Source organism: Sediminibacillus halophilus (assembly GCF_900103695.1).
Lineage (GTDB): Bacteria > Bacillota > Bacilli > Bacillales > Amphibacillaceae > Sediminibacillus > Sediminibacillus halophilus.
In genome coordinates this window covers 416,993-436,225 of record NZ_FNHF01000001.1, presented here as the reverse complement: position 1 = coordinate 436,225, position 19,233 = coordinate 416,993, and the positions used below count along the sequence as shown (strand labels likewise).

At 42.5% G+C, this 19,233-nt stretch carries 23 protein-coding genes; all 23 read left to right on the top strand.

Going from position 1 to position 19,233, the window contains the following annotated elements:
* Positions 1-7: 7 nt before the first annotated feature.
* The 23 genes from fliG (at position 8) to BLR82_RS02135 (ending at position 19,232) form a co-directional block, all read left to right on the top strand.
* Positions 8-1,018, top strand: a complete 1,011-nt coding sequence (fliG, locus tag BLR82_RS02245; RefSeq protein ID WP_026570365.1) for a flagellar motor switch protein FliG — start codon at positions 8-10, stop codon at positions 1,016-1,018.
* Positions 1,011-1,769 (top strand): flagellar assembly protein FliH, encoded by a 759-nt coding sequence (gene fliH, locus BLR82_RS02240; RefSeq protein WP_074597374.1) that lies wholly within the window; start codon positions 1,011-1,013, stop codon positions 1,767-1,769. The genes fliG and fliH overlap by 8 nt, the downstream gene beginning before the upstream one ends.
* A complete protein-coding gene (fliI, locus tag BLR82_RS02235) occupies positions 1,759-3,078 on the top strand; it encodes a flagellar protein export ATPase FliI (RefSeq protein ID WP_074597373.1) in 1,320 nt (439 codons plus the stop codon). Before fliH ends, fliI begins: the two co-directional genes overlap by 11 nt.
* Entirely contained in the window at positions 3,078-3,527 is a 450-nt protein-coding gene (gene fliJ, locus BLR82_RS02230) for a flagellar export protein FliJ (protein ID WP_074597372.1), read from the top strand. Before fliI ends, fliJ begins: the two co-directional genes overlap by 1 nt.
* Before the next feature lie 3 nt (positions 3,528-3,530).
* Positions 3,531-4,115, top strand: coding sequence for a MotE family protein (locus tag BLR82_RS02225; RefSeq protein WP_074597371.1), 585 nt, complete (start codon positions 3,531-3,533; stop codon positions 4,113-4,115).
* Between the two features lie 20 nt (positions 4,116-4,135).
* Positions 4,136-5,539 carry a flagellar hook-length control protein FliK gene (locus BLR82_RS02220; RefSeq protein WP_074597370.1) on the top strand — a complete coding sequence of 468 codons (1,404 nt, stop codon included), beginning with the start codon at positions 4,136-4,138 and terminating at the stop codon, positions 5,537-5,539.
* The gene (gene flgD, locus BLR82_RS02215; RefSeq protein WP_425440883.1) at positions 5,540-5,989 is read left to right on the top strand and encodes a flagellar hook assembly protein FlgD; all 450 of its coding nucleotides are present in this window, start codon (positions 5,540-5,542) and stop codon (positions 5,987-5,989) included.
* A 12-nt stretch (positions 5,990-6,001) separates the two neighbouring features.
* Positions 6,002-6,370 carry a TIGR02530 family flagellar biosynthesis protein gene (locus BLR82_RS02210; protein ID WP_074597369.1) on the top strand — a complete coding sequence of 123 codons (369 nt, stop codon included), beginning with the start codon at positions 6,002-6,004 and terminating at the stop codon, positions 6,368-6,370.
* An 83-nt stretch (positions 6,371-6,453) separates the two neighbouring features.
* Entirely contained in the window at positions 6,454-7,335 is an 882-nt protein-coding gene (gene flgG / locus BLR82_RS02205; protein WP_074597368.1) for a flagellar basal body rod protein FlgG, read from the top strand.
* 43 nt (positions 7,336-7,378) lie between these two features.
* Positions 7,379-7,600 (top strand): flagellar FlbD family protein, encoded by a 222-nt coding sequence (locus BLR82_RS02200; RefSeq protein WP_074597367.1) that lies wholly within the window; start codon positions 7,379-7,381, stop codon positions 7,598-7,600.
* Complete coding sequence (fliL, locus tag BLR82_RS02195; protein WP_074597366.1) at positions 7,590-8,012, top strand: flagellar basal body-associated protein FliL; 423 nt, start codon at positions 7,590-7,592, stop codon at positions 8,010-8,012. The genes BLR82_RS02200 and fliL overlap by 11 nt, the downstream gene beginning before the upstream one ends.
* Positions 8,013-8,044: 32 nt before the next feature.
* Positions 8,045-9,043 carry a flagellar motor switch protein FliM gene (fliM, locus tag BLR82_RS02190; RefSeq protein ID WP_074597365.1) on the top strand — a complete coding sequence of 333 codons (999 nt, stop codon included), beginning with the start codon at positions 8,045-8,047 and terminating at the stop codon, positions 9,041-9,043.
* The gene (gene fliY, locus BLR82_RS02185; protein WP_074597364.1) at positions 9,033-10,241 is read left to right on the top strand and encodes a flagellar motor switch phosphatase FliY; all 1,209 of its coding nucleotides are present in this window, start codon (positions 9,033-9,035) and stop codon (positions 10,239-10,241) included. The genes fliM and fliY overlap by 11 nt, the downstream gene beginning before the upstream one ends.
* A gap of 21 nt (positions 10,242-10,262) precedes the next feature.
* Positions 10,263-10,625: a response regulator gene (locus BLR82_RS02180; protein ID WP_074597363.1), complete on the top strand. Its 363-nt coding sequence runs from the start codon at positions 10,263-10,265 to the stop codon at positions 10,623-10,625.
* Positions 10,626-10,641: 16 nt separating this feature from the next.
* Positions 10,642-11,319 (top strand): flagellar biosynthetic protein FliO, encoded by a 678-nt coding sequence (locus BLR82_RS02175; protein WP_074597362.1) that lies wholly within the window; start codon positions 10,642-10,644, stop codon positions 11,317-11,319.
* Positions 11,312-11,977 carry a flagellar type III secretion system pore protein FliP gene (gene fliP, locus BLR82_RS02170; RefSeq protein ID WP_074597361.1) on the top strand — a complete coding sequence of 222 codons (666 nt, stop codon included), beginning with the start codon at positions 11,312-11,314 and terminating at the stop codon, positions 11,975-11,977. The genes BLR82_RS02175 and fliP overlap by 8 nt, the downstream gene beginning before the upstream one ends.
* A gap of 21 nt (positions 11,978-11,998) precedes the next feature.
* On the top strand, positions 11,999-12,268 hold the full coding sequence (fliQ, locus tag BLR82_RS02165) for a flagellar biosynthesis protein FliQ (protein ID WP_026570352.1): 270 nt from the start codon (positions 11,999-12,001) through the stop codon (positions 12,266-12,268).
* 5 nt (positions 12,269-12,273) lie between these two features.
* The gene (fliR, locus tag BLR82_RS02160) at positions 12,274-13,053 is read left to right on the top strand and encodes a flagellar biosynthetic protein FliR (protein ID WP_074597360.1); all 780 of its coding nucleotides are present in this window, start codon (positions 12,274-12,276) and stop codon (positions 13,051-13,053) included.
* 1 nt (position 13,054) lies between these two features.
* Complete coding sequence (gene flhB, locus BLR82_RS02155) at positions 13,055-14,143, top strand: flagellar biosynthesis protein FlhB (RefSeq protein WP_074598238.1); 1,089 nt, start codon at positions 13,055-13,057, stop codon at positions 14,141-14,143.
* 17 nt (positions 14,144-14,160) lie between these two features.
* Positions 14,161-16,194 carry a flagellar biosynthesis protein FlhA gene (gene flhA / locus BLR82_RS02150; RefSeq protein WP_074597359.1) on the top strand — a complete coding sequence of 678 codons (2,034 nt, stop codon included), beginning with the start codon at positions 14,161-14,163 and terminating at the stop codon, positions 16,192-16,194.
* Positions 16,191-17,318 (top strand): flagellar biosynthesis GTPase FlhF, encoded by a 1,128-nt coding sequence (gene flhF, locus BLR82_RS02145; protein ID WP_074597358.1) that lies wholly within the window; start codon positions 16,191-16,193, stop codon positions 17,316-17,318. Before flhA ends, flhF begins: the two co-directional genes overlap by 4 nt.
* Positions 17,299-18,174 (top strand): MinD/ParA family protein, encoded by an 876-nt coding sequence (locus BLR82_RS02140; RefSeq protein ID WP_245693629.1) that lies wholly within the window; start codon positions 17,299-17,301, stop codon positions 18,172-18,174. Before flhF ends, BLR82_RS02140 begins: the two co-directional genes overlap by 20 nt.
* Positions 18,175-18,179: 5 nt before the next feature.
* Complete coding sequence (locus BLR82_RS02135) at positions 18,180-19,232, top strand: protein-glutamate methylesterase/protein-glutamine glutaminase (RefSeq protein WP_074597356.1); 1,053 nt, start codon at positions 18,180-18,182, stop codon at positions 19,230-19,232.
* Position 19,233 lies beyond the last annotated feature (1 nt).

The window sequence follows — 19,233 nt, the reverse complement described above, 5'->3', positions numbered from 1 at the left end:
AACCTTTATGGCAAGATACAAGGAATTAACAGGAAAGCAAAAGGCTGCAATATTACTGATTTCTCTCGGGCCTGATGTGTCTGCGCAAGTATATAAACACTTGACTGAAGAGGAAATCGAAAAATTAACATTGGAGATTTCTTCAGTGAAGAAGGTTGAAGCGGAGCAGAAAGAGCAAATTCTCGATCAGTTTCATCAGATAGCATTGGCGCAAGACTATATTTCCCAAGGAGGAATTGGTTACGCTAAAACGGTTTTGGAAAAGGCGTTGGGCCAATCTGAAGCAGATAGTATCATTAATCGGCTGACGTCTTCGTTGCAGGTGAAACCCTTTGATTTTGCTCGGAAAGCAGAACCGTCACAAGTGCTTAACTTTATCCAAAATGAGCATCCGCAAACAATTGCGCTTGTCTTATCCTATTTGGATCCGGAACAGGCGAGTCAAATTCTATCCGAGCTTCCGCAGGAAATGCAGGCTGATATTGCAAAACGGATTGCAGTCATGGATTCTACATCCCCTGAAATTATAACGGAAGTGGAACAGATCTTGGAGCGGAAGCTATCGGCGACTGTCACGCAGGATTATACTCAGACAGGCGGAATTCAGGCGGTTGTGGAAGTACTGAACGGTGTGGATCGGAGCACAGAGCGGACCATTCTTGATGCTTTAGAAATTCAAGACCCTGAACTTGCAGAGGAAATCAAAAAGCGTATGTTCGTATTTGAAGATATCGTCACGTTGGATAACCGTGCTATTCAGCGTGTGATTAGAGAAGTGGAGAATGATGATTTACGTTTGTCCTTGAAAGTTGCAAGTGAAGAGGTCAAAAATATCGTCTTTAATAATATGTCGACACGAATGGCTGATACCTTTAAAGAAGAAATGGAATTTATGGGGCCGGTCAGATTGCGTGATGTAGAAGAGTCTCAATCAAGAATTGTTTCGGTTATTCGCCGGTTGGAAGAACTAGGTGAAATTGTCATAGCCCGTGGTGGAGGAGATGATGTAATTGTCTGACAGCCATCCGAGTTTTTCTGGTACCGATAGAAAGATAATTGAGATAAAACCTGTTACTTTACGAGAAAAAGACGAGCAACATCAAAAATCAGGTATAGAGCTTAATCAAGCGGAATTAAAATTGAAACAGGTACAAGAAGACTTGGCAAAAGCAAGGAATGAAGCGGAATTCATAACAAAAGAAGCAGAGCGGCAAATAGCAAATGAAAGAAACGATTGGGAATCTGAAAAAAAGCGATTATATGAAGAAGTAAAACAGTCGGCCTATGAGTCGGGTTTTGAGACAGGGCGTTCCGATGCTCAAAAGCAATATGAAGAACTTGTAGAAAAAGCACGTGAGCTTGCGGACCTTGCACAACAAGATTACCAGACCATCGTCGATAAAAGTGAAGATACGATTTTGACCCTGAGTATAAAGGCTGCTTCCAAAATTGTTCACCATGAGTTGGAAACCACAGATGCTTTTCTGGGAATTGTAAAAAGTGTGCTGAAGGAAGCCAAACAACAGGAAAACATTGCGGTTTACATTCATCCGGATGAGTATCAGCTCGTGATCAGCCAGCAGGATGAACTGCGAAATATAGTGGTTGGAGAAGCGCAGCTACAATTTTATCCTGATATAGAGTTAGCAAGAGGTAGCTGTATCGTAGAAACGTCATTCGGCAGAATTGATGCAAGTGTGGATACTCGGTTGATGGAACTCAGAGAAAAACTATTTGAAGCGTTAAGGGAGAACTCAGATGAAGCTTGATAAGTACCTTGATGTGATCGACCGGTTCGAAAATTACAAACGCTATGGGAAAATCCACCGTGTGGTTGGTCTAATGATTGAATCTCAGGGACCAGAAGCAAGCATTGGCGATGTTTGTTACATTCACGCCAGCATAAATCATAATGAAACCATTTTGGCAGAGGTTGTCGGTTTCCATAATGAGAAAGTTTTACTCATGCCTTATTCACAGCTGAAAAATATAGGACCTGGTTGCATGGTCGAAGCAACTGGTCAGCCTTTATCGATAAAAGTGGGAAGAGGACTGATTGGCAAGGTAGTCGATTCGTTGGGAAACCCTCTGGATAACTCGAAAATGCCGAAGGGTCTGGCTTCTTATCCTTCTGAGCAGTCACCGCCGAATCCTATGCTGCGCCCGCCGATTCACGAGCCCATCCAAGTAGGGGTGAAAGCAATCGATACCATGCTTTCCGTCGGAAAAGGGCAGAGGGTAGGTATATTTGCTGGAAGCGGAGTCGGAAAAAGTACACTCCTTGGAATGATTGCCAGAAACAGCGGGGCAGATATAAATGTGATCGCTTTGATTGGCGAACGTGGAAGAGAAGTCCGTGAGTTTATCGAAAACGATTTAGGTGATGAGGGGCTCCAAAAGTCTATAGTCGTGGTTGCCACTTCTGATCAGCCGGCATTAATGCGGATAAAAGGAGCGTACACTGCTACCGCCATCAGTGAATATTTTCGTGATCAAGGATATAACGTCAACCTGATGATGGACTCGGTAACAAGAGTGGCCATGGCTCAAAGAGAAGTTGGACTTGCGACAGGAGAGCCGCCAACGACAAAAGGATATACACCATCTGTGTTTGCAATATTGCCAAAATTGCTGGAAAGAGCCGGTACTAGTGAAGCAGGTACCATTACGGCGTTTTATACAGTGCTGGTAGATGGAGATGACATGAATGAACCAATTGCCGATACGGTCAGAGGTATATTGGACGGTCATTTTATTCTCGATCGCAAACTTGCCGAACAAGGGAGGTTTCCGGCAATAAATGTTCTAAAATCAGTAAGCCGGGTTATGCCGCAAGTAATATCACCTGAACAATACCAAGTTGCGGCTAAGATCAGGTCATTGCTTGCTACCTATGAAGAAAATCACGAATTGATTCAGATAGGTGCATATAAACGTGGAACGAGCAAGGAAATAGATGAAGCAATTCAGTTTCAGCCGAAACTGGTCCATTTTTTGAAACAAGTAACAGACGAAAAGTTCTCCAGTAAAGAAGCATTGCTGCAAGCTTCTAATCTAGTAGCAGGTGGTAAGGCGTAATGGCAGATTCGAAAACACTTGAAAAATTATTGGATTTAAGAGATAGAGACAAGCAAACCGCTCAAAAAGACTACAAGTTATCGGTCGAGCGTTTTGAAGACGTCGCTTCGGAGATGTACACCCTGTTGAAGAAAAAAGAAGATGCGGAGGCTGCCTATCAACGTGAAATCGGCGAAGCCCCGGCATTTGTAGGAAGTTTAACTTCACATTCCGAATATATCGCTAAATTGAAGACGAAAATCGCCCGCTTGCAAACAGCGGTTGGCAATGCACGCAAGGATATGGAAACGAAACAGGATAAACTTACTGCTGCTTATGTCGAAACAAAGAAGTTCGAACGGATAATTGAACGAAAAAAAGAAAAACACCAGGCAGTCGTAAAAGCAGAAGAATCTAAGCAGATGGATGAAATATCCACTTTGCAGTTTAACAAAAACAGGGATTGGTGAATTATGGCTAGCAAATCCGAGTATGAAAAAAAGAAACCAGGAGTCCTTCAATGGATATTATTTATTTTAATACCTTTGATTCTGGCAGCCACAATTGCATTGATTATCATGGTTGCTGCCGGAATAGATGTAGGAGGATTTGCCAAAAAGTATGCAAATCAAGTGCCAGGTGTTTCTTCATTGGTTTCTGATGAAGAAAAAGAAAGTGGAGATGTAGAGCAAAAGCGATTGACTGCTGCTATCGAAAGCAAGGATGAACAAATCGAGCAATTGGAATCGGAATTGGAAGCAAGAGAAGCGGATTTGGAAGATTTGAACGAACAAATCAACACGCTCAACCAACAACTGGAAACAAAGGAAGAAGAAACCGAGGAAACTGCTTCCGACCCTATAAATGATATATCGACCTCTTTTCAAAACATGGAGGCAGAAAGAGCCGCGGGAATACTGGCTAATTTAGAGGATGATACAGCGTTGGCGGTCATGGAACAAATGTCCAAAAAGACCCTGGGTGAAATCCTTGGCGAAATGGATGCAGATGAAGCGGCCAGACTGACAAACGCATACGCAGCTGAGGAAGCTCAGTAACACTGAAAGGAGGTGAAAAAGTGAATAGTATCGGATTATTTAACGTCCAGCCGAATACGTCTTTGACTCCTTTATCTTCTTCAGAAGAGGGGATTGGCTTGACAGGGTTAACCACTGCCTTTAAAGAGTTAATGATGCAAAATTCTTCCGAAAGTGATGAGGAAAAAACCGACGCTCAAGGCAGTGTGCTTAACGGGCTTCTTTCTACTTTGAAATCGCTTGGCATTGAGTTATCGGATGAAGATTTAGCAAAACTTGATGCATTATCACCACAAGTACAAGAAGTGATTTCTGAAATGCTTCAGAATGAAACAACGATGGAAAAGCTTAGCGAAGATCATCCGAAAATGGGACCAACAGAGTTGATTGCCGTTTTGATACAAAACGTTAAAAATGTAGTGGGTAAGGAGAAGCTTACAGATGGTCCTCTTACAGGTAAAACAACTGTTGCTTTACCAACAACTTCTGAACAAGCGGTAGCCATGCTTCAAAATCAACAAGCTGTCTTGATTCAACCTGTTGCGAGTACGGTTGACCATGAAAGCAAACAATCTTTCCAGATGATTTGGGAGCAGGCAAAAATAGTTCTCGGCAAAATTGATGCAGGCAATCCTACTAAAGAGCAGGAAGCATCCTTGAAACAATTACTACAACAATGGGTAAACCAGGAGAAAGTGGCTGGTAAAACGAATATGGCAGTTGGATCCAACAATGAAAACAGTTTTAAAGGGGAAACGAAACTGCAAAATGTTTGGCAACAGCTTGTCAAGACTTTTCGCAGCCGTGACAACCTTTCTGCACAAAACCGTTATCCAGGTAATTCTTCTGTAACCTCTGCTGACATTGGCAAGTGGATTAAGCAGGCGTTAGCCAGGCAGTCAGATGAAGGCCCATCAAATCAAGCAGTTGCCTCACAGCAACAGGTGAACAGCATGCCGATTTCGAAAGTTGAGCAATATGTAGTGCATCTTAACCAAACCGGAAGTCAGGAAGCTAACCAGAAACAACTGACAGAAACATTGCAAAAAGCCATTCAAGAAAGCAATTTTTTGAAAAGCAATGGTACCAGAGAGCTTTCGATCAAACTGCGTCCAGCCCAACTGGGGGATGTAATGGTGAAGATGACCCAGCTCAATGGGGAAATGACCGTCAAAATAACGGTGACGAGCCAAGCAGCCAAGGACATGCTTGAAGGAAATCTTCATCAGCTTAAGCATATGTTCTCCCCGCAGCAAGTAGTTGTCGAGAAACAGGATGCTCAATTGTTGCAACAAGATAATCGGAACAATGGTCAGCAAAGCAACAGCAACATGGATCAGTCAGAACAAGAAAACGACTACCCGCAGGATGAATCCAGGGAGTCTTCAGAAGAAGACTCGGAAGGTAAAAGCTTCTCTGATTTTCTGATGAATGAGAAAGTGTAGGTGACAAAAGTGACAAAAATAGATAATTCCTTTTATCTGAGTCAGCAGCCACGTGGCACGACTGGTTCGAATTTAGGAAAAGACGAATTTTTAAAAATTTTGATGGCCCAGCTGCAAAACCAGGACCCGCTGAATCCAATGGAAGACAAGGAATTCGTATCTCAGATGGCCAGTTTTTCTTCCTTGGAACAAATGACGAACATGTCTAGTTCCATGGATCGATTAGTTAATTCACAAACCATTTCTCCGGTTCTTCAATATAGCCATTTAATCGGCAAAGAAGTTTCTTATAACCGGTATGATGAAGAGACAGGCCAAGTAATCGAAACACCGACAAGTGAGGTGACCGCAGTCAGTCAGTCAGACGGAAAAGCCATATTGGAATTGAGCAATGGTGAAAAGATATATGCGGATTCGGTATTAAAGGTGAGCAGCCCATCATCTGACTAAAGGATGATAAACATGGAGCACCGAATACAATCTTTACAACACCCAATAACCTTATTACCCAAATCAACGAAAACCAAAACATCTAAACAAACAAATTTTAAAGATGCATTGTTAAATGTACAGAGTTTAAAGGTTAGCAAACATGCAAAACAGCGAATGAACGAACGGAATATAGCGATCGACCAGGAGCAGTGGCAGAAAATAACGGCAAAAGTAGGAGAAGCAAAACAAAAGGGAATAACGGATTCTTTGGTATTGACAGACAATGCAGCTTTGCTGATAAGTACGAAAAACAATACCGTCGTGACAGCCATGGATCGCTCAGAAGCCGGGAGCAGGATATTCACCAATATCAACGGAACCATTGTAATGGATAATTAGGCTGGACCCGAAAGGGAGGCCGAAATTTGCTGAGTGAATGAGGCAAATGGAATAAAAAAAATTGAAAAAGGATGTTGTGCAAAATGTTACGTTCAATGTATGCAGGTATATCAGGAATGAACGGTTTTCAAACCAAATTAGATGTTATCGGAAATAATATTGCCAACGTAAACACTTCCGGTTATAAAAAAGGCCGGGTTACTTTTCAAGATATGATGAGCCAATCTCTATCAGGAGCAGAAGGTCCGGTCATGCAAGGAGGGAATGCAATCCGTGGAGGCGTGAACCCTTCCCAAGTAGGCTTGGGTTCTCAAGTCGGTTCGATTGACAACATACATACCGTAGGGAACCGCCAGACAACCAATCGGGCATTAGACCTTGCTTTGGAAGGAGACGGCATGTTTGTTTTAGGAGAAGATGCCAATGCTGATGGAAACTTCACCTTTGGCGGAAACGAAATGACCTTTACCAGAGCAGGAAATTTCTATTTAGATGACGATGGCTATGTCGTCAATCCGGATGGTAAATATCTGCTGGGAGAAGTAGATGGCGGCGGATTAGGAAAAATCCAGATTCCGGAGGATGCTGAAAGCTTCAGCATACAGGGAACCGGAGAAGTGACTTATGTGGACCCGGAGGATGGCGCCACAACAGCCGGAACGATCCGACTTGCTAAATTTTCGAATCCGGGCGGCTTGCAAAAGCTGGGAGCTAATACTTACCAGCTGACTGCAAACGCAGGTGTCTATACGGATGATGGAAACTTTGACAGCATCGATGATTTGGTCATTCCTGGACAAGACGGTGGGGCGTCTGTCGTGTCTGGTGCCTTGGAAATGTCCAATGTCGACTTGGCAGAAGAGTTTACCGAGATGATTACAGCACAAAGAGGATTCCAGGCAAATACCAGAATCATCACGACGTCTGATGAGATTCTTCAGGAACTAGTCAACTTGAAACGTTAACCAAAAGGGGGAATGGGGGCGTTGAATCGCCCTCTCTAACTAAATGATTAAACTCACTCGATTAAATGGTGATACATTCAGTTTAAATGCGGTATATGTTGAACAGATACAATCCTTTCCTGATACGACCATTAGTCTTGTCACAGGAAAAAAAATAGTTGTAAGAGAAACGGAGAATGAAGTGAATATGTTGATTCAAAAGTATTATCAAACCATTGGTTTGCAGGGCTGTGTCATAGAAGCCGGTGATGTTCATGGGCAGTAAAATGCTTAAAGTACTGATCATCACCCTGCTTGTTCTAATCATTGGCGGTGCGGCTGGTATGGTTTATGTTCTGAATGCCGATGGAGAAGAAAAGGAGTCGGATGAGCAATCGTTGGATGAAATCGTTGAAAACTCTTTTCAAACGGAAGAAATGAGTACCGATTTAGAGGATGGCAGCTTCGTCCGTATCCAATTTCAAATTGTCGCAGACAGCGAAAAAGCGAAGGAAGAAGTAGAAAAACGTCAGTTTCAAGTACAAAATATCCTCATCAAAGAGTTGGCAAAGATGGATCGGGATGCATTTAAGACGGGCATAACCGATTTAGAGTCATTGATGAAAGATAAATTAAATGAAGTGATGCAAGAGGGTACTATCGTCAATGTTTACACCATCAAAAAAGTTTTACAATAAGTTAGAAAGTCTCCTGATAGGAGGTGGCGGATATGGCACAGGAAGTACTTTCCCAAAACGAAATAGATGACCTTCTATCTGCTCTGTCATCAGGAGAGATGGATGCGAGCACCTTAAAGCAAGAAGAACAAGAAAAAAAAGTTAGAGTATATGATTTTAAAAGAGCATTGCGCTTTTCAAAGGATCAAATTAGAAGTCTCTCAAGAATTCACGAGAATTTTGCCAGACTGTTGACCACTTACTTTTCTGCTCAGCTGAGGACTTACGTCCAAATCTCGGTGGCTTCAGTCGATCAGATACCTTACGAAGAATTTATTCGTTCGATTCCCAAAATGACGATTTTAAACATATACAGTATGGCTCCTTTGCAAGGAAGGATCATTTTTGAATTCAACCCGAATATCGCATATGCCATGCTTGATCGATTATTGGGCGGAAAGGGTAACAGCGTAAATAAAGTAGAAAACTTGACCGAAATTGAAACGACGTTAATGTCCCAATTATTTGAGAAAGCCTTGGAAAATTTGCAGGAGGCGTGGAGTTCAGTAATTGACATCGATCCTATGTTTGAAGAATTTGAAGTGAATCCTCAATTTCTTCAACTTGTATCACCCAACGAAACCGTGGTGGTTGTGTCATTGAACACAACCATTGGAGAAAGCAGCGGGATGATCAACATATGTATTCCTCACGTTGTACTGGAGCCGATTATCTCCAAGCTGTCTGTCCATTATTGGATGCAGACGAATACAAAGGAAAGCGATCCGAAGGAGTATGAGGATCTGGCCCATACAATCAGCAAGGCTAAAGTAGATGTTAAAGCAATATTGGGGGAATCGACCATTAATGTCAGTGATTTACTGAACTTGAAAAAAGATGATGTCATTCAGCTGGATCAGGCGATCGACCAGCCAATGACGCTTAAAGTAGATGAACAATCCAAGTTTTATGTTCAGCCTGGTAAACAAAAAAATAAAATGGCTGTCCAAGTCTTAGAAGAAATACAAGGGGGGAACGACAATGATGAATGATGATATGCTGTCCCAGGAAGAGATCGATGCTCTTTTGCGGAGTACGGATGATGAGGAACCTGAGCAAGAAACAAAGGAGAGCACAGTTCAGAATCCCCCGGTTGATGATTATTTAAATTCAGTCGAGCAAGATGCTCTGGGAGAGATCGGTAATATTTCTTTTGGCAGTTCTGCAACGACGCTTTCCACTTTGCTGAATCAGAAGGTGGAAATTACGACACCGACTATTTCAGTCATTCACAGAGAAAACCTGCAAGACGAATTTCCACAACCATATGTAGGGGTGGAAGTGGAGTACACAGAGGGCTTTTCAGGAGTCAACTTGTTTGTCATACAATCGAGGGATGCAGCGATCATTGCTGACTTGATGTTGGGTGGTGATGGACAGGCTCCGTCTGAGGAATTGAACGATATCCATTTGAGTGCAGTACAAGAAGCAATGAATCAAATGATGGGGACGGCAGCAACCAGTATGTCGACCGTCTTTACAAAACGAGTAGATATTTCACCGCCTGCTATCAGCGTTTTGGATGTGGAAGCAGATCAAGGGACGAAACCGATTGATTCAGAAAATAATCTAGTAAAAGTTTCTTTTCAATTACAAATTGGTGATTTAATAGATTCGAATATAATGCAATTGTTGCCTGTCAATTTTGCCAAAGATTTAGTGGATCAATTGTTGCATCCTTCCGATTCAGAGGAAAACAAGCAGGAAACAGAACCACCTCTGCAGGAACAAAATGTGGCTAAGCCGGAACAAGCACAGCAACCAACGGCCGAAAACGCAGATAGCAGAGCCAGAACCGAATATAATCGGGAACCTGCCAGCAAAAACCAGCAGCCTAACCATATCGGCGGCAAAGTGCCTAGCAAAGCAGCTGATGTCCAGCAAGCTGAATTTTCCAGTTTTGAGCAGGTAGATTTACCTGCCAAGGAACAGCGCAATCTTGATATTCTTATGGATATCCCGTTAAAAGTTACAGTGGAATTGGGAAGAACCAAGCGATCTGTACAGGAAATCCTGGAGCTTTCATCGGGGTCTATTATCGAGCTGGATAAACTGGCCGGAGAACCTGTTGATATTAACGTGAACGAAAAATTGATCGCAAAAGGCGAAGTTGTAGTCATCGATGAAAACTTTGGGGTTAGGGTTACAGATATCGTTAGCCCAAGAGATCGCATAAAAAAATTGAACTAGAATTCGAGAGGGGTAGTTTAAATGAGTAAGAGAGTATTAATAGTAGACGATGCAGCGTTCATGCGTATGATGATTAAAGATATTTTGAGTAAAAACGGCTTTGAAGTTGTAGGAGAAGCACCGGATGGCGCTCAGGCTGTCGAAAAATACAAGGAACTGACGCCAGATCTTGTGACAATGGATATTACCATGCCCGAGATGGATGGTATTGCTGCATTGAAGGAAATTAAACAAATTAATTCAGATGCAAAAGTTATTATGTGTTCTGCCATGGGGCAGCAGGCAATGGTTATCGATGCAATCCAGGCTGGTGCAAAAGACTTTATTGTTAAACCATTTCAGGCCGACCGTGTAATTGAAGCAATTCAAAAAGTATTAGACTGAGAACAAGTGGTGAAAAATGTTGAAAAAATTTAGTGTGCTGGCATTTATCCTTCTTTCACTTTGGTTTGTTCCGGCAACGTTTCAGGCGGCTCCAAGTGTAAAGGACTGCGTGGGAGCGCAAAGTGATGAATGCAAGTCAGATACTGGAACGACAAACGAAGATGATAGTGAAAGCGACGGGAAGCAGGATAACCAGATTGAACCAGCGGACAAGTCTTCTTCCGGATTATTCTTTTATTTTATCCGGTTATTACTAGCACTCGGCTTGGTTTTAGCATTAATCTATTTTCTGTTGAAATTTTTAAATCGCAAAAATAAAATGTACCAAAAAGTCAGGGCATTAGAAAACATTGGCGGAATCGCTCTGGGGCCACAAAAATCGCTGCAAATCGTCCGTATTGGCGGGAAATTATTCGTTGTTGGTGTAGGAGACAACGTGGAAATGTTGTCTGAAATAACCGATGAAGCCACCAAAGAAGAATTGATGAAGTCAGATGGCGAGGGAAGTGATCTCAACCCAGTCACTTTCCTGACATCAGTCATGGGAAAGGGAAAAAATACAGCAGACACTACTGGGGAAGAAAAGCAACAACATTTCTCGGCTTTATTCCAGTCAGAGCTAGATAAACTCAAACAGGGCAGAAAACGATTGATTGAACGCCGTCAGAATAAGGATGAAGATAGCAATGAATGAATTTATAGATGTGTTTTCCGGTTCAGACCCTGGCAGTATATCTACTTCTGTCCGATTGATCTTGCTGTTGACCGTTTTTTCATTGGCACCAAGTATATTAATTTTGATGACGTGTTTCACCAGAATCATTATTGTTCTTTCGTTTGTCAGAACTTCACTTGCTACACAGCAAATGCCGCCCAATCAAGTACTTATTGGTCTGGCACTGTTTTTGACATTTTTCATCATGGCGCCTACTTTTCAGGAGATTAACGAGGACGCACTGACGCCCTTAATGAATGAAGAGATTACGCTGGATGAGGCGTATGAAAATGCCAGTATGCCAATTAAAGAATTCATGGCCGGCCATACGAGACAAAAGGATTTGGCCCTGTTTATGAATTATGCTCAGATGGAACAGCCAGAAACAATTCAGGACATACCGCTTACAACGCTAGTACCTGCATTTGCTATCAGTGAATTAAAAACCGCATTCCAGATGGGATTTATGATTTTTGTTCCATTTCTTGTAATCGATATGGCGGTAGCAAGTGTTTTAATGTCCATGGGTATGATGATGCTTCCACCGGTAATGATTTCTTTACCATTTAAAATTCTGCTATTCGTCTTGGTGGATGGCTGGTACTTAATCACCCATTCATTACTGAGCGGATTTTAACGATGGAAAGGAGAAGGTTTTATGAGCGGTGATTTTGTCATCTCCCTGGCTCAGCAAGGGATATATACGATACTAATGGTGACTGGTCCGTTGCTGCTTTTAGCGCTTGTCGTTGGACTATTGGTTAGTATCTTTCAAGCCACCACCCAAATTCAAGAGCAAACACTTGCTTTTATCCCGAAAATTGTCGCAGTCCTTGTCGGGCTCGTGTTTTTCGGCCCTTGGATGTTGACGCGCATGGTGGAATTTGCAGCAAATATTTTCCAGAACTTAAACCAGTTTGTGGGTTGAAATAGATGTTAGACTTAATTAATTTATCCAGTGTTCCGGCTTTTTTATTGATACTAGTCCGGATAACCTCTTTTTTTGTCACGGTTCCTATTTTTTCTTATAAAAATATTCCGACGCATTTTAAAATAGGGAGCAGTTTCTTTTTGGCATGGATTATGTATTACACGATTTCTGTACCCGAGATAGCACTGGATGAAACCTTTATCCTATTAATTTTTAAAGAAGCACTAGTCGGACTACTTCTTGGTTTGATAGCTTATTTGATTCTTGCGGCTCTTCAAATTGCCGGAGGCTTTATCGATTTTCAGATGGGCTTTGCAATTGCGAATGTGATCGATCCTCAGACAGGCGCACAGAGTCCTTTGATCGGGCAGTACTTTTATACGATTGCTTTATTGTTTCTCCTTGCGGTCAACGGGCATCATTTGTTGATAGATGGCATCTTTTACAGTTACCAAACAGTACCGATAGATGCTTTCATTCCTTGGGGAAATGAAGCGATAACAGAACTTGTTACACAAACATTCAGCCGGATGTTTTTAATTGCTTTTCAAATGGCGATTCCGGTGGTCGGCTGTTTATTCCTTGTCGATGTCGCTCTAGGAATAATTGCTCGTACGGTTCCACAGTTAAACGTTTTTGTAGTGGGACTTCCATTGAAAATACTCGTCAGTTTTATTGTCCTTTTACCTTTTCTTGGTCTGTATGTAGGATTGGTGAAAAACTTGTTTGAAACCATGCTTCAAACCATGCAAAGTCTGTTACAGCTATTCGGAGGTGCTTAAACTGGAATTAAAGCTCGATTTGCAATTTTTTTCAGGTGAAAAAACAGAAAAAGCAACCCCGAAAAAGCGTCAAGATTCAAGAAAAAAAGGACAGGTTGCCAAGAGTCAGGATATAAATACAGCGATTTTATTGTTTTTCGTTTTTCTTCTATTTATCACTCTTGGCGGTTATTTGAAAAATATTATGATGGCAATGTATCAGCACTCCTTCACGGAATATATCAACTGGGAGGTTACAGAAACGACCACCCATAAAGTTTTTTTGGAAACGACAATAGAAATGAGCAAAGCAGTCGCACCAATCATGGGAATTGCCATCGTGGCAGGTCTTGCGTCCAATTTTATGCAAATAGGTTTCTTGTTCACGGGTGAGCCGCTAAAGCCGAAATTGAGTAAGATCAATCCGCTTCAAGGGGCAAAGAAAATATTTTCGGCGCGGGCATTGGTGGAATTAGTCAAATCACTATTGAAAATCTTTTTTATCGGAGTAATCACTTTTGCTGTCATTTGGATGCGTAAAGACGAGATGATGCAGCTTGCTGGTAAGGATGTGGACAGTTCACTGGCCTTTTTTGGTAACACCACTATTACCATGGGAATAGCAGCCTCGATTGCACTACTGGTGATTGCTGTAATTGATTATACGTACCAAAAATACGATTTTGAAAAAAGTATCCGGATGTCTAAAAATGACATCAAGGATGAACACAAAAATATTGAGGGTAATCCTTTAATCAAATCAAAAATAAAAGAAAAGCAGCGGCAGATGGCCATGCGGAGAATGATGAGCGAGATACCACAGGCAGATGTAGTCATCACGAATCCGACCCACTATGCTGTCGCGATCAAATATGATGAAACAAAAGCGGATGCTCCTTATGTGGTTGCGAAAGGGGTAGACTACGTTGCTTTTCGCATCAGAGATATAGCGAAGGCAAACGATGTAATGATGGTGGAAAATCGCCCGCTGGCACGTGGATTATACAAGGAAATCGAAATCGGCGACATTATCAGTGAAGAATTTTTTCAGTCAGTAGCTGAAGTGCTGGCTTACGTGTATAAAATGGGACACAACGCTTCAAGTAAGTGATTTAAGGAGAGAGTTACATGGCAATTAGAGATTTATCGGTTTTATTAGGTGTAATTTTAATTATTATTATGTTGGTCATCCCTTTGCCAGGATGGATATTAAGTATTTTCATACTATGCAATATTTCCTTAGCACTTATTGTCATACTAGTGTCCATGAATACGACAGAGGCATTGCAATTTTCGATTTTCCCGTCACTGTTACTATTGATGACTCTTTTTCGTCTTGGATTGAATGTTTCGACCACGCGTTCCATACTTTCAAAAGCGGATGCCGGGGGAGTAGTTGAAACGTTCGGAACCTTCGTCATTGGTGATAATCCTTTAGTAGGTTTTGTGGTATTTGCCATTTTGGTGATTATCCAGTTTCTTGTCATTACAAAGGGCGCCGAACGTGTTTCCGAAGTTGCTGCCAGGTTTACGCTGGATGCAATGCCTGGTAAACAGATGAGTATCGATGCTGACTTGAATGCGGGCATGATATCGGAGCAGCAGGCGAAGGAAAGGCGAGAAAAAATAGAGAACGAAGCTGATTTTTATGGTGCGATGGACGGTGCCAGTAAGTTCGTAAAAGGGGATGCAATTGCAGGAATCATCATCGTCCTCATTAATATTATATTCGGTTTGATCATTGGCATGGTCCAGATGGATATGAGCTTCCAGGAAGCAATCAGCACCTATATGCAGTTGACAGTAGGAGATGGCCTGGTAAGTCAAATTCCTGCGCTGTTGATTGCGACGGCTACCGGTATCGTGGTTACCCGTGTTGCTTCTGAGGGGAATCTTGGGACGGATGTCACCACCCAACTTTTTCGGTATCCAAAACTTTTATATATAGCAGCAGGTACCGTATTCTTCCTTGGTTTAACTCCTATAAACTTTTTGCTGACGACAATGATTGCCGGCATCTTGGTATTTGGAGCATACTGGCTCTCCAAGGAGTTGGAGCAGCCAGATTTGCCAACAGTCGAAGAAGAAGAGGAAGCAGATACGGATCATATGAAGTCTCCAGAAAATGTTGTCCAGCTGCTAAGCATGGATCCGATCGAGTTTGAGTTTGGTTATGCGCTGATTCCGTTAGCTGATACAAGTCAAGGAGGAGACTTGCTTGACCGGGTGGTAATGATCCGCAGGCAGTTAGCGATTGAACTGGGGGTCGTCATTCCGGTTGTCAGAATCAGGGATAACATTCAACTGAATCCGAATGAATATCGGTTAAAGGTAAAAGGAAATGAAGTGGCCACCGGTGAATTATTGCTCGACCATTATTTAGCAATGAGCCCAGGGATTGATGACGATACTATAGAAGGCATTGAAACACAGGAACCAGCCTTTGGACTTCCCGCAAAATGGATAAGTGAAGAATTAAAAGATGAGGCCGAATTGTCAGGTTATACGGTTGTCGATCCGCCATCAGTTGTATCCACCCATATAACGGAGGTTATCAAGCAGCATGCCCATTTATTACTCGGCAGACAAGAAACGAAACAGCTTATCGATCACTTGAAGGAAAGTTATCCGATTTTGGTTGAAGAGGTCACCCCAGAACCATTGTCTACCGGGGATATCCAAAAAGTTTTAGCCAAGCTGTTGCGTGAAAATGTTTCGATTAGAAATCTTCCGATTATTTTTGAAACGCTTGCTGACTTTGGCAAGATGACCAGTGATACAGAGTTGTTGGCTGAATATGCAAGACAGTCGCTTGCTTCTCAGATAACCAAACAGTATGTAGATGAGGGAGGAATGCTACGGGTGATAACCATTTCTAATGATGTAGAACAAGTTCTGGCGGAAAATGTGCAGCAAACAGAACATGGCAGCTATCTAGCGTTAGATCCGGAAACACAGCAGGTAATAATCCGATCTGTAACTGAGCAGGTAGAACAGGCATCGCTACGGGAAGAAACACCGATTATCTTATGCGCTCCTTCTATCAGAATGTATTTGAAACAATTGCTTGATCGTTATTTTCCGCAAGTTATTGTGCTTTCTTACAATGAACTGGAACCGAACCTTGAAGTGCAAAGCATAGGGGTGGTGAACGTCGCATGAAGGTGAAAAAGTTTACAGCACCGACAATGCCGGAAGTTATGCAGAAAGTACGCAAAGAGCTGGGGGCCGATGCGGTCATCCTGCATTCAAAGGCGATTCACACTGGTGGGTTTTTAGGCCTGTTTAAAAAAAGAAACATAGAAGTGGTTGCCGCATTAGATAAGGAACCAAAAAGACAAAAACAAGCCGAGCAGCAAGTAACAAAGCCGAGAGTCTCTGAAAAAGAGGTGAAATGGAAGGAACCGGCTGCGACCAAACCAGATCAGGGTATGTTACAGGAATTGAGAGATTTGAAAAGCTTGATTGAATTAAACAGCAACACAGGCAATCTACCGCAATACCCTGCTGCATACCGGTTGTTTTATGAACACTTACTTTCACAAGATATGGAAGAGGAAATGGCTGAAAGACTGGTATCGAGTATGTATGGTCACAATCCTGAAGCTGGAAGAGATTCTTTTGTGGAACTTCTGGCAGAAGAGTTGGCTGACAGATTCCCGGAAGGTGCATTTGAAGGGATTTCCTATGAGAAAAAATTTGTCCATTTTGTAGGCCCAACCGGTGTCGGCAAAACAACTACCATTGCGAAAATCGCGGCAAAAAGTGTATTGAAGGACAACAAAAGGGTGGCCTTTATTACGACGGACACCTATCGAATCGCAGCTATCGACCAGCTGAAAACATACTCGAAGATATTGGACGTGCCGATGGAAATAGCATATAACCTTGATGACTACCGCTCGGCAAGAGAGAAGTTTAAAGATTTTGATTTGGTGTTGGTAGACACGGCGGGAAGGAATTTCAGGGATGAAAAATACGTAAAAGAACTTGCTCAAATTATTGATTTGAACCAGGATATCGATACGTACCTTGTTTTATCCCTCGCTGCCAAAAGTGCTGATTTGATGGAGATTTACCGGCAATTTGAAAAGGTTCCGATAAAGCAATTGGTTTTCACAAAGAAGGACGAAACAGCGAGCTACGGAGCGATGGCTGGCTTATCCATGGCATCAGGTAAAGGGATTGCCTATATAACCACCGGCCAGGATGTTCCGGATGATATAGAATCAGTCGATGTTCAAAAACTTGCAAAGATGATTGTTGGTGAGTTTGCCGATGTATGACCAGGCCGCTAATTTACGTAAAAAAGTAGAGGCCAGGAGGGAACCAAAACAGGCAAAAACTATAGCAGTTGTAAGCGGAAAAGGCGGGGTAGGTAAATCCAATTTCGCTGTAAACTTCTGTTTGTCCCTTTCGAAGAAACAAAAGAAAGTGTTGTTGTTCGATTTGGATATCGGCATGGGAAATATTGATGTGTTACTGGGGAAAACCAGCAGGCTGTCTATCGTCGATATATTTGAGAGACAACTGCCGATCCAGGATGTTATCGAACAAATATCTGACTCTTTCGCATATATTTCAGCTGGTTCCGGCCTTTCGAATATTTTTGCGATGGGCAATGAACAATTTGATTACTTTATCGATCAATATGAACTGCTGACTGGTTTATTTGATTTTATTATTTTCGATATGGGTGCGGGGATAACAGAAGGCAGCGCTAATTTTTTAATGGCGGCAGATGAAGCAATCGTTGTAACCACTCCAGAGCCTACTTCGCTAACTGATGCCTATGCAATGATCAAACACATTACCAGGGAAGATCTGAATTTACCACTTTTTTTACTGATCAATCGGATTCCAAATCAGCGTATCGGCAAACAAACAGCAGCCCGTCTTCAGCGTGTTGCTGGTCAATTTCTTGGAAAAGAACTAGCCATTCTCGGGATGCTGCCTGAGGATAAAGCGGTGGTACAGGCAGTCATCAGTCAGACACCTTTTATCGAAAAAAGCCCGAAAACAGCTGCTGCCAAAGCTGTCAGAGAGATAACGGATATGTTTCTTGATGGTGATAGACCGGACTCCAGGAGAGCGTCTTCTTCCTTTATCAAAAAGCTAACACATTTCATCAAAGAGAGGTAGTTAACATGAAACCGATACGGGTACTGGTGGTAGATGATTCAGCATTCATGAGGAAAATGATATCGGACATACTGAATTCCGATCCGCGACTCCAGGTGACCGGGACAGCCCGTAACGGGCTGGATGCATTGGACAAACTGGAAGATATTGCTGTCGATGTCATTACCTTGGATATAGAGATGCCTATATTAGACGGCATTAGCACGTTGAAGAGGGTCATGGAGAAACAGCCTTTACCGGTGGTTATGCTTTCCAGTCTCACTACCCGGGGAGCGGACAGTACGTTAGAAGCAATGTCGCTTGGTGCAGTGGACTTTATCGCCAAGCCTTCAGGTTCTATTTCGTTGGATATCAACAATGTCAAAGATGAGATCATCGACAAGGTCTATCATGCAGCTGGGGTTAAGTTAAACGATAGGAAAAACAATGAATTTGCAGGACGCACTGTTACGCCACAGCCAATACAGTTACCTAAACAGCATCCGGTAAAAAAAATCGTTGCGATCGGAACTTCTACTGGAGGTCCAAAAGCGTTGCACGAAGTATTGACACGCTTGCCGGGAAACTTCCCGGCGCCGATTGTGATTGTCCAGCATATGCCGCCTAACTTTACCAAGTCGTTGGCTAACAGGCTTGATTCGTTAGCCCAATTGCATATTAAAGAAGCGGAAAACGGAGAAGTCTTGCAGAATGGCACGGCGTATATTGCACCAGGCGGTTACCATTTACGGGTAAGGCAAATCGGAAGAACATTGGCGGCACATGTAACGGAAGAAGTTCCGCTGAAAGGTCATCGGCCTTCTGTTGATATCCTGTTTGAATCTCTGGCCAAACAAACACTGTTCCAAACGATTTCAGTCGTGATGACTGGCATGGGTGCCGATGGTTCGGCTGGAATCGTCAAAATGAAAAAAGCTGCTGCCGATACGGTGGTGATCGCTGAATCCGAAACCAGCTCAGTCGTTTATGGTATGCCGCAAGCTGCTGTGAAAACTGGCTGTGTTGACATGGTAGAAGAGCTTCAGAATATCAGCAATGCTATAATAGACCAATTTTAGG